The following is a 10,962-nucleotide window of genomic DNA, read 5'->3' on the forward strand; positions in this document are numbered from 1 at the left end:
CGTTCCTGTGCAACAGCGGAGCGGAAGCCAACGAGGCCGCGATCAAGCTTGCCCGCCGCCACGGGCTGGCACAGCACCGCGACAAGTACCGCGTCGTCGCCCTGGAGGGGTCCTTCCACGGGCGGACCCTCGCCACCCTGGAAGCCACCGGGCAACTGGCCAAGCACGACCCGTTCGAGCCGCTGGCCGGGTACGTCGACCACGTCGCCCACGACGACCCCGACGCCCTTCGCGCCGCGGTCGGCGACGACACCTGCGCGGTCCTGGTCGAGGCCATCCAGGGCGAGGGTGGTGTCCGGGCGGTCCCCGACGCGGTCCTGTCCACCGCTCGCGACGCCTGCGACCGGCACGGGGCGCTGCTGATCGTCGACGAGATCCAGACCGGCATGGGGCGGACCGGGTCGTGGTTCGCCTGGCAGCAGACCCCCATCGAGCCAGACGTGGTGACGCTCGCCAAGGCGTTGGCCAACGGCCTGCCGATCGGGGCGTGCGTCGCCCGCGGCCCCGCCGCCAACGCCTTCGCGCCGAGCCAGCACGCCTCGACCTTCGGTGGCAACCCGGTGACGTGCGCCGCGGCCCTCGCTGTTGTTGACACCCTGGAAGCCGACGACCTGGTCGCCGCCGCCGCGACGGCTGGGACGCGCCTGGCCGACGCGCTCCGCGGCCTGGTCGGTGCCGTCCCCCACGCGGCAGGGGTACGCGGACGCGGCCTGCTCATCGCCGTGGAGCTCGACCGGCCGGTCGCCGCGTCCGTCGAAGCGGCCTGCCGCGACCGGTTCCTCCTGGTCAACGCGGTCGCCGACGACCTGGTGCGCATGGCGCCGCCGCTCATCGTCACCGACGACGAGATCGACCTCGCGGTCGCCGCGCTGTCGGACGCACTCCTCTCCGTCGCCCAAGCCGGCCAGACGAGCGCTCCGGCGGCCGACGTGGACCGCGCCGGGGACCAGGACTAGGGGTGCGGCACTTCCTCAGCGTGGCTGACCTCGACCGCGACCGGCTCGCCCGCCTGCTCGACGTCGCCGACCGCTTGCGCTCCGAGCGTCGCGACGCCGGCGTCGACCACCGTGGCGACCTCGCGGGGCGGACCGTCGTGTTGCTGTTCGAGAAGCCCTCGACCCGCACGCGGGTGTCGTTCCAGGTCGCGGTCGCCGAGCTCGGCGGCCACCCGTTGGCGCTGTCGTCACAGGAGCTGCAGCTGGGTCGCGGCGAGACGCTGGCCGACACCGCAGCGGTCCTGTCGCGGTACGCCCACGCGATCGTGGTGCGCACGTTCGCACAGGATCGGGTCGAGGAGCTGACTGCCGCCGCGACCGTCCCGGTCGTCAACGCCCTGACCGACCACGAGCACCCGTGCCAGGCGCTGGCGGACCTGCAGACGATCCGGGCGGAGTTCGGTTCGCTGCGCGGCGTGTCGGTGGCCTACGTCGGCGACGGGAACAACGTCGCGCACTCGCTCCTGCTGGCCGGCGGGCTCGCCGGCATGGACGTGCGTGTCGGCCACCCTGCCGGGTACGCGCCTGACCCGGGCGTCGTCGAGCAGGCCCGAACGTCGGGCGCGGCGGTCACGGTCACCGATGATCCGCTGGCGGCGGTCGCCGGCGCCGAGGTCGTCTACACCGACGTGTGGGCGTCGATGGGTCAAGACGACCAGGTCGACCAGCGTCGTGCGGCGTTCGCCCCCTACCAGGTCAACGCCGACCTGCTCGCCAAGGCCGCACCCCGCGCCATCTTCCTGCACTGCTTGCCCGCCCACCGCGGCGAGGAGGTCACCGGCGAGGTCCTGGACGGACCCGCGTCGCGGGTGTGGGACCAGGCCGAGAACCGGCTGCACACACAGAAGGCGCTGTTGCTGGCGCTCGTCGCAGACGGCGACGGGAGCAGGTGATGGCCCGCGCCGCCGGCACGGTGAGCAAGCCCGACCGCCAACGCCTGATCGTGGGTCTGCTGCACGACCACGAGGTGCAGTCCCAGGAGCAGCTGTGTGACCTGCTCGCCGACCACGGGGTGCAGACCACGCAGGCGACCGTGTCTCGCGACCTGGACGAGCTCGGTGCCGTCAAGGTCCGTGGCACCTCCGGGGCGTTGGCGTACCGTCTGGCGAGCGATCCGGCGCCTGCGACCGCTCGCGATCGCCTGAGCGACGTCGTGCAACGCTTCGTGGTCGAGGTTGACAGCAGCGGGAACCTCGCCGTGCTGCGCACCCCACCGGCCGGTGCGGGACCCGTGGCCGCTGCCATCGACCTCGCCGAGCTGCCCGGCGTGCTCGCCACCGTCGCCGGCGACGACACGGTGGTGGTGATCGCACGGGAAGGGATCGCGGGGCGCGACCTCGCCCGGCGTTTCCGGGACCTCGCCGACCTGACCTGAAGGGACCACCATGCCGACTCCCCGCCTCGTCCTGGCCTACTCCGGTGGTTTGGACACCTCCGTCGCGATCCGATGGCTCGCCGAGAACAAGGGCTACGAGGTCGTCGCCCTGGCCGTCGACGTCGGCCAGGACGGCGCGGACGCCAACGCCCACACCGGCGAGCTGGACGGCATCCGCCGCCGCGCGCTGGACTGCGGGGCGGTGGACGCGCTCGTCGTCGATGCCCGCGACGAGTTCGCCGAGGACTTCCTCGTCCCCGCGCTCAAGGCCAACGCCCTCTACATGGGCAAGTACCCGCTGGTGTCGGCGCTGTCGCGCCCGCTGATCGTCAAGCACCTGGTCCGCGTCGCCCGCGAGACCGACGCCACCGCGGTGGCCCACGGGTGCACCGGGAAGGGCAACGACCAGGTCCGCTTCGAGGTCGGGACGATGTGCCTGGCCCCCGACCTGCACACCGAAGCCCCTATCCGGGAGTGGGGCCTGTCACGCGATGAAGCGATCGCGTGGGCAGCTGAGCGGGACCTGCCCGTCCCGGTGCAGAAGGACAGTCCCTACTCGATCGACGAGAACCTGTGGGGTCGGACCGCCGAGTGCGGGATCCTGGAGGATCCCTGGGCCCGGGCTCCCGAGGAGGTGTTCGCCCGGACGGTCGATCCCCGGGCCGCCCCCGACACCCCCGAGGAGATCACGGTGACGTTCGCCGAGGGGGTGCCGGTGGCCGTCGACGGCAAGCAGCTGCCGATCGCACAGCTGATCGCCGAGGTCGACCGCCGCGCCGGCGCGCACGGCGTCGGCCGGATCGACATGATCGAGGACCGCCTGGTCGGCATCAAGAGCCGCGAGCTGTACGAGTGCCCCGGCGCGGTCACCTTGCTGACCGCCCACCGCGACCTCGAGGACGTCTGCCTCGAGCAGGAGCTGTCCGACCACAAGCGGACCGAGGAGGGCCGCTACGCGCAGCTGCTGTACAACGGGCTGTGGTGGGGGCCGTTGAAGCGAGCGCTGGACGCGTTCATCGACGAGGCCAGCCGGTACGTCAGCGGCGACGTCCGCGTCGAGCTGTACAAGGGTTCGGCGAACGTGATCGGTCGCCGCAGCCACGTTGGCCTCTACGACGAGTCGTTGGCCACCTACAGCGTCGACGACCGCTTCGACCACACCCAGGCCGAGGGCTTCGTGACGCTGTGGGGACTGCCCCTCAAGACCTGGGCGCGGCGGGCGCGCGAGACCGGTCAGCTGTGACCGGCCGCCTGTGGGGAGGACGGTTCGCGCAGGACCCCGACGAGGCGGCCTGGCGCCTGTCGGCGTCGACGGGGTTCGACTACCGGCTGTGGCGTCAGGACCTCGCATCCAGCAAGGTGCACGCGCGGGAGCTGGCCCGGATCGGGATCCTCGACGGCCACGAAGCCCGCCGGCTGGAGGAGGCCCTCGACGAGTGCGCCCGGCTGTTCGCGCGTGGTGAGTTCCCCTGGGCGGTCACCGACGAGGATCTGCACGGGGCGGTGGAGCGGTGGCTCACCGAACGGCTCGGCCCCCTCGGTGGGAAGCTGCGCGCCGGCCGGTCGCGCAACGACCAGATCGTCAACGACCTCAAGCTGTGGCTCCGCGACGCCTGCGCTGACCTCATCCACGCGATCGCGGACCTGCAGGAGGCGCTGGCCGGCCAGGCCGACGCGCACCTGGACTGGATCGCTCCCGGCTACACCCACCTGCAACGCGCCCAACCGGTGCTGCTCAGCCACCACCTGCTGGCCTACCTGTGGATGCTCGACCGTGACGTGGGACGGCTGCGTGACTCGGCTCGCCGTGCCGACGAGTCGGTGCTGGGTGCCGGTGCGCTGGCCGGGACCACCCTGCCGCTCGACCCCGCCGGGTACGCCGCCGCGTTGGGGTACAGCCGTGTGACCCACAACTCGATGGACGCGGTGGCCTCCCGCGACTTCGCCGCGGAGTTCCTGGCCGCCGCTGCGCTCCTGGCCACCACGCTGTCGCGTCTCGGTGAGGAACTCGTCGTGTGGACCTCGTCCGAGTTCGGTTTCGTGCGCGTCGCAGATGCCTTCTGCACCGGGTCGTCGATCATGCCCCAGAAACGCAACCCTGATATCGCTGAGCTCGTCAGAGCCAAGTGCGGGCGGATCGTCGGCGACCTGGTGGCGCTGCTGACGACCGTGAAGGGGCTGCCGCTGACCTACAACCGGGACCTGCAGGAAGACAAGGAGCCGGTGTTCGACGCGGTGGACACCTTGCAGGTGACGCTTCCGGCCGTGACCGGGATGGTGGCCACGCTGGAGTTCGACCGTGAACGGCTCGAGACCGCAGCCGCGGGCGCCTCGTCGCTGGCCACCGACCTGGCGGAGGAGCTCGTCCGGCGCGGGGTGCCCTTCCGCGATGCCCACGACGTCGTCGGTGACCTGGTCCGCCAAACCGAGCACAACGGCCGCGACCTGCACGACCTCGACCCCGCCGAGCTCGCCGGCGCCCATCCGGCCCTGGACCGATCGGTGGCCGACCTCCTCGACGTCCGCGAGTCGGTCGAGCGCCGCAGCAGCACGTTGGGGACCGCCACCGCGTCGGTCGCAGCCCAGCTGACCGTCGCGCGGGAGGTCATCGCCGCCAACCGCGCCGGCGGCCACTAGATGCCCGCCAACGCCGAGGTCGCCCGGCTTCTGCACGAGCTCGCGATGCTCACCGAACTCGAGGACGGCACCCGCCAGTCGTTCCGTGCCCGGGCGTACCACAACGGGGTCCGGGCGGTCGAGGCCTGCCCCCGCGACGTCACGGCGCTTAGCCAGGCCGAGTTGACCGCGCTGCCGGGCATCGGGCCGGCGATCGCCGCCAAGATCGCCGAGTTCGCCGACACGGGGACGATCGCCCGACTCGACGAGCTGCGCGGCCGGTACCCGCCCGGCTACCTCGAGCTGATCCGTGTTCCAGGCATCGGGCCCAAGACCGTGGCGCTGCTGCACGAGCACCTGGGGATCCGCACCATCGATGACCTCCGTGCGGCCGTCGCAGCCGGCCAACTGCGTGAGGTGCCCGGCCTGGGCGTGAAGACCGAGGAGAACATCGCCGCCAACATCGCCAAGCTCGGCCTGACCGGGAAGGAGCGGCGGACCACCATCGCCGACGCCCTGCCCGTCGCCACGGAGGTGAGCGCGTTGCTGTGCCGGGTCGATGACGTCGACGAGGTCACCTACGCCGGGTCGCTGCGTCGCTTCCGTGAGACCGTCGCGGACGTGGACGTGGTCGTGGCGGCGGTCGACCCGACGCCGGTGATGGACACGTTCACGCGGATGGCGATGGTCCGGAAGGTCGCTGCCAGGGGGGACAAGAAAGCGACCGTGGTCACGGCGCGGGGCCTGCAGCTGGACCTGCGGGTCGTGCGCCGCGAGGAGTTCGGCGCCGCCCTGCAGTACTTCACCGGCTCGCAGGCGCACAACGTCCGGGTCCGGGAGCGGGCCGTCCGACGCGGGTGGAGCCTCAACGAGTACGGCTTGTGGGAGACCGACACCGGCAGGCTGCTGGCGTCGCACACCGAGGAGGACATCTACGCCGCCTTGGACCTGCAGTGGATCCCGCCGGGGATGCGCGAGGACGTCGGCGAGGTCGCCGCCGCAGCAGCAGGTGAACTGCCGCGCGTCGCCTCGGTCGCCGACCTCCGCGGCGACCTGCACGTTCACACCGACCTCTCCGGCGACGGACGCAACAGCCTCGACGAGATGGTCGACGCGGCACTGAGCCGGGGCTTGCAGTACCTGGCGATCACCGACCACGGCGAGGATCTGCGCATCAGCGGCGTGTCGGCCGACGACATGCTCGCCCAGCGGCAGCGGATCGCCGCACTCAACCGCAGCCACGCCGGGCGGATCAGGGTCCTGCACGGATGCGAGCTGAACATCGGCGCGGGCGGCGAGCTCGACTACGACGAGGAGTTCCTGGCGGGCTTCGACTGGACGGTCGCCAGCGTGCACAGCCACTTCCGCCTCGACCGGGCGGCTCAGACCGACCGGGTCCTGGCCGCCATGGACCATCCGGCCGTGCGCTGCATCGGTCACCTGCAGGGTCGCCGGATCGGACGTCGCCCGGGGATCGACCTGGACGTCGACACGATCCTCGACGCGGCCATAGACACCGACACCGCCATCGAGATCAACTCCCATCTGGACCGCCTCGACGCCTCAGCCGAGGTGCTGCGCGCCGCCCGGGGAGGCAACGTCACGTTCGTGGTCAACAGCGACGCACACCGCATCCGCGAGTTCGACAACCTCGAGTTCGGGGTCCGGCTGGCCGAACGCGGCTGGGTTCCCGCCGACCGCATCGCCAACACCTGGCCGACCGACCGTTTCCTGGACTGGGTCGCGACGAGCCGGCGGCCCGGGGCGGCGCGGTGACCGCCACGACCCGGTGAGCGACTACCGCCAGCTGCACGCCCGCCGGGCGGTCCTCGACCGTGCCTTCTACGACCGTCCGGTGCTGCAGGTCGCCGCCGACATCCTCGGCAAGGTGGTCGTCCGCGGTGAGGACGACGGCAGCCAGACCATCGCCCGGCTGGTGGAGACCGAGGCCTACCACCAGACCGACCCGGCCAGCCACTCCTACCGTGGCCGGACCGCCCGCAACGAGGTGATGTTCGGCCCTCCCGGGCACCTCTACGTCTACTTCACCTACGGGATGCACCACTGCATGAACGTCTCGTGCGAGGCTGAGGGCGTTGCGGCGGCGGTGCTGTTGCGCGCGGCGGTCCTGCTCGCCGGACACGACCGCGTCCGTCCACGCCGCAGCGCAGTCGACCGCGACCGTGATCTGCTGCGTGGCCCCGCCCGGTTGACACAGGGTCTGGCCATCGCCGGCGACCACAACGGCGTCGACGTGACCGACGCCGGGTCGCCGCTGCGAGTCGAGGACGACGGGTGGCGCCCCGCAGACGACGCGGTGGCCACCGGCCCGCGGACCGGCATCCGGCACGCCGCCGACGAGCCGTGGCGGTTCTGGCTCGCCGGAGTACCCGAGGTCAGTCGCTACGCCCGCCATCCCCGCGCGGGGAGTTGAGGTCCGTGTGCGTCGGGCCACCGGCTACCGCGGGTAGGCGTGGAGCACCACGACCGAGTGAACCCGCTCACGGCTGCCCGCGGGCGGGTCCTGCTCCCACACCCGCCCGGGGCGGGCGTCGGGTGGGCACCCATCCTCCGGGCAGACGTACAGCGACTGCACCACCCACCCTTGGGACTCCAGGCGCGCCAGCGCCGACTCCAGCTCCAAGCCGACCACGTCGGCGACGACCGCGTGCTCGCGAGGGTTGACCGACACCCAGATCACCAGCTTGCCTACCGACGGGTCGATGCGGCCGCCCGCCAGGGGCTGCTGGCCGGTGACGTAGCCGGGCGGGTACACCTTCGACGCGACGGGGCGCTCCTCGACGACGAACCCCTTCGACCGCAGCAGCCGCAGTGCGGTCGCGCGGGTCAGGCCGGTCACGTCAGGCACGTCATCGACCGGTGGGCCGGTCGGTTCGCTGCAAAGCTCGGTCGGTTCGGTGCCGCGCAGGTACTCGCGGGCCTGCACGAGCTCCGGTGGCGTGTAGGGGTTGGGCAGGCAGTTGCGGGAGACGTCGACCTCGACGGTGACCAGCGAGACGTCCGGGACTTCGAACTCGCGGGGCGGAGCGTCGGCCAGCGCCTGCTTGGCGAACGCGGCCCAGATCTGCGCCGGCCAGCGGCCGCCTTCCACACGGATGCGGGTGCGAGGCGGGACCATCGCGATCTTGCCCTCGGCGAACCCGATCCACACGGCGGCGACGAGATCGGGGGTGTACCCCACGAACCAGGCGTCCGTCGATCCGTTGGTGGTGCCGGTCTTGCCCGCCTGGGGCCGACCGATCGCGGCGTTCACCCCGGTCCCGCGCTGGACCGCTTCCTGGAGGGTGCGCGTCACCAGGTGGGCGACGGCTTCGTCGAGGACCTGGTAGGACTCGGCCTGACGCTCGTAGACGACATCGCCGTCGGCCGTCTCGATCCTGGCGATCAGGTGGGCGGGATGGCGCCGACCGAGTGCGGCGAACGGCTGGTAGGCGGCGGCCAGGTCCAGCGGGGAGACCTCTCCGGCTCCCAGTGCCAGCGCGCACACGGCGGGGAGCTCGCCGTCGATGCCGAGGTTGCGGGCCGTGGCGAGCAGCGTCTCCGGGCCCAGCTCCGCGGCCAGTCGGGCGTAAACGGTGTTGACGCTGCGGATGGTCGCTTCGCGCAACGTCAGCGGCCCGAACGCGCGGTCGTCGTAGTTCGACGGTGACCACGGGCCTTCCGGTCCCCGGCAAGCCGGGTCGGGGATGGTCACCGACGAGCCGCCAGGGAAGGTCCGCTCCAGGGGGACACCGCGGGACAGGGCGGCGGCCAGCGCCACCGGTTTGAAGGCCGAACCCGGCTGGCGGCGGCCCTGGGTGGCGAGGTTGAAGCGGGCGTGAGGGTCGTCTTCGGCGTAGAAGTCACGTCCACCGACCAGCGCCCGGATCGCCCCACTGGTCGGGTCGATCGCGACCAGCGCTGCGGCGGGGTCGTCGGGTTCAGGCAGCACCCCGGCGATGGCCGTCTCGGCTTGGTCCTGCATGCGCACATCGATCGTGGTGTGGATGCGCAAGCCGCCCGTGTACAGCGTCGCCAGCCGCTCGTCGGGGCCTTCCCCCAACGCCGCGAACGTCCCGTCCTCGTCGCGGGCGATCAGTCGGCGGACCTCCTCGACGGCGTACGGGGCGCGGTGGCGCCGGTCGGTGGGGAGGGGGATGAGGTCCAGGGGCTCGTTCGCGGCTTCGGCGGCGGCCGTGCGGTCGAGCCGCCCGGTGGCGACCATCGCGTCGAGCACGTGGGCGCGCCGCTCGAGTGCGGCCTGCGGTCGGGCGTGGGGATCCCACCGGGCGGGCGAGGCGATCAACCCGGCCAGCATCGCCGACTGGGCCAGTGTGAGCTCGTCCACCGGCCGGCCGAAGTAGCGCTGGGCCGCGGCATGCACGCCGTACGCCCCGTGGCCGAAGTAGATGGTGTTGAGGTAGCGCTCGAGGATCTGCTCCTTGGGGTGGTGCTGTTCGAGCTGGTACGCGAGCGCCGCCTCCTTGAGCTTGCGTTCCGCGGTACGCGCGGGACCCAGCATGGTGTTCTTGACGTACTGCTGGGTGATGGTCGACCCGCCTTCCTCCACCGCACCGGCTTCGACGTTGCGCACCGCCGCTCGGGCGATCGCGGGGACGTCCACACCGCGGTGCAGGAAGAACCGCCGGTCCTCGACGGCGATCACCGCGGCGACGAGCTCGGCGGGCACCCGGTGCAGCGGGACCGCCTCGCGGTCCTGTTCGGCGTGCAATGCGGCCAGCACCGTGCCGTCGGCCGCCAGCACGTGCGAGGTCTGGGGCTGCTGGACGAACGCGATCGGGTCGCCGGGTTCGAGGACGACGACCTGCGCGCACGCAGCGCCCAGCAGGGCGATCCCCGCCGCCATGGCCCGAACCCGCCCCAACCCCCGCATGCTGCGGCAGCGTACGCACGTGCCCCCGCTGAGCAGCGAACCCGACGCGTCGCCGACCGTCGCGCGCTGCGGCCGGGCGGGGCGGGAACATCCGCCCGGCGGGGCGTGTTGGACAGGGTGCAGGGCACGAAGTGGGGCGGGAAGATCCGCACCGCGGTGTGCCCGAAGCGGACGCACCCAGTGGTCGTCGTGGCGGTTGCCGCTCCGGTCCCCACCAGGTACGGTCCGCGCGGCCGGCGGCCACGACAACGCGCCGGCGCGGGGGGTCGCCCGACGGGACGCGAACCCGGTTGACAGGCGAGAGACATCACGGTAACGTTTTCTGTCCGGCCCGACCTATGCGTCGGGCCGCAGAGTCTCGGTGCTGAGGCTCCCGATCGGGAGAGGGGGCGCCGGACCGGAAGCGTGACCACGGCGGAAGCCGGCTCCGAAGCGAGCGGAACCCGCGACGGTCACCAGGTCCGATCCTTGAAAACTGCATAGCGTGCCAAAAGCCAGTGCACATGACCCCGTCCTTGGGAACCGCGTTGAGCGGTGAAACTGAGACGGTCGTTGTATCACGTGGCATCTGAGGATGCCACGGACCCATTAAATGGAGCTGTTATCAGCTCTCCTTCGCATCGGATGTCCGTACTGGATATATCGATCGATCAACGGAGAGTTTGATCCTGGCTCAGGACGAACGCTGGCGGCGCGTTTAACACATGCAAGTCGAGGGACGAAGCCACCCTTCGGGGTGGTGGAAACCGGCGAACGGGTGAGTAACACGTGAGGAACCCACCCTGCGCTCTGGGATAACCCCGGGAAACCGGGGCTAATACCGGATATTCTCTCCGGATCGCATGATCTGGAAAGGAAAGCTCCGGCGGCGCAGGACGGCCTCGCGGCCTATCAGCTAGTTGGTGAGGTAACGGCTCACCAAGGCAACGACGGGTAGCTGGAGTGAGAGCTCGTACAGCCACACTGGGACTGAGACACGGCCCAGACTCCTACGGGAGGCAGCAGTGGAGAATCTTGCGCAATGGGCGGAAGCCTGACGCAGCGACGCCGCGTGCGGGAAGAAGGCCTTCGGGTTGTAAACC

At 71.5% G+C, this 10,962-nt stretch carries 8 protein-coding genes and 1 rRNA gene; 8 read left to right on the forward strand and 1 reads right to left on the reverse strand.

Going from position 1 to position 10,962, the window contains the following annotated elements:
• The 7 genes from M3N57_10340 to M3N57_10370 all read left to right on the forward strand — a co-directional run.
• The coding region (locus M3N57_10340) for an aminotransferase class III-fold pyridoxal phosphate-dependent enzyme (protein ID MDP9023068.1) at positions 1-956 on the forward strand (956 nt) is incomplete at its 5' end.
• 2 nt (positions 957-958) lie between these two features.
• Complete coding sequence (gene argF, locus M3N57_10345) at positions 959-1,888, forward strand: ornithine carbamoyltransferase (protein ID MDP9023069.1); 930 nt, start codon at positions 959-961, stop codon at positions 1,886-1,888.
• The gene (argR, locus tag M3N57_10350; GenBank protein ID MDP9023070.1) at positions 1,888-2,370 is read left to right on the forward strand and encodes an arginine repressor; all 483 of its coding nucleotides are present in this window, start codon (positions 1,888-1,890) and stop codon (positions 2,368-2,370) included. Before argF ends, argR begins: the two co-directional genes overlap by 1 nt.
• Positions 2,371-2,380: 10 nt before the next feature.
• Positions 2,381-3,613, forward strand: a complete 1,233-nt coding sequence (locus M3N57_10355) for an argininosuccinate synthase (protein MDP9023071.1) — start codon at positions 2,381-2,383, stop codon at positions 3,611-3,613.
• The gene (gene argH, locus M3N57_10360) at positions 3,610-5,007 is read left to right on the forward strand and encodes an argininosuccinate lyase (protein ID MDP9023072.1); all 1,398 of its coding nucleotides are present in this window, start codon (positions 3,610-3,612) and stop codon (positions 5,005-5,007) included. Before M3N57_10355 ends, argH begins: the two co-directional genes overlap by 4 nt.
• On the forward strand, positions 5,008-6,762 hold the full coding sequence (polX, locus tag M3N57_10365; GenBank protein MDP9023073.1) for a DNA polymerase/3'-5' exonuclease PolX: 1,755 nt from the start codon (positions 5,008-5,010) through the stop codon (positions 6,760-6,762). It abuts the gene before it with no gap.
• 13 nt (positions 6,763-6,775) lie between these two features.
• Entirely contained in the window at positions 6,776-7,420 is a 645-nt protein-coding gene (locus M3N57_10370) for a DNA-3-methyladenine glycosylase (GenBank protein ID MDP9023074.1), read from the forward strand.
• A gap of 24 nt (positions 7,421-7,444) precedes the next feature.
• Here the strand turns inward: M3N57_10370 and M3N57_10375 are convergent, their stop codons facing one another.
• Positions 7,445-9,880 (reverse strand): PBP1A family penicillin-binding protein, encoded by a 2,436-nt coding sequence (locus tag M3N57_10375; GenBank protein MDP9023075.1) that lies wholly within the window; start codon positions 9,878-9,880, stop codon positions 7,445-7,447.
• Positions 9,881-10,530: 650 nt separating this feature from the next.
• Between M3N57_10375 and M3N57_10380 the strand changes: the two genes are divergently transcribed.
• Positions 10,531-10,962, forward strand: a 16S ribosomal RNA gene (locus M3N57_10380); the annotation flags it as partial.

Source organism: Actinomycetota bacterium, from assembly GCA_030776725.1.
Classification (GTDB): domain Bacteria; phylum Actinomycetota; class Nitriliruptoria; order Nitriliruptorales; family JAHWKO01; genus JAHWKW01.

Bases quoted from the DNA above. Each gene is read 5' to 3' on its own strand.
- M3N57_10375 (MDP9023075.1), bottom strand. From the start codon at position 9,880: ATGCGGGGGTTGGGGCGGGTTCGGGCCATGGCGGCGGGGATCGCCCTG.
- polX (MDP9023073.1), top strand. From the start codon at position 5,008: ATGCCCGCCAACGCCGAGGTCGCCCGGCTTCTGCACGAGCTCGCGATG.
- M3N57_10355 (MDP9023071.1), top strand. From the start codon at position 2,381: ATGCCGACTCCCCGCCTCGTCCTGGCCTACTCCGGTGGTTTGGACACC.
- argR (MDP9023070.1), top strand. From the start codon at position 1,888: ATGGCCCGCGCCGCCGGCACGGTGAGCAAGCCCGACCGCCAACGCCTG.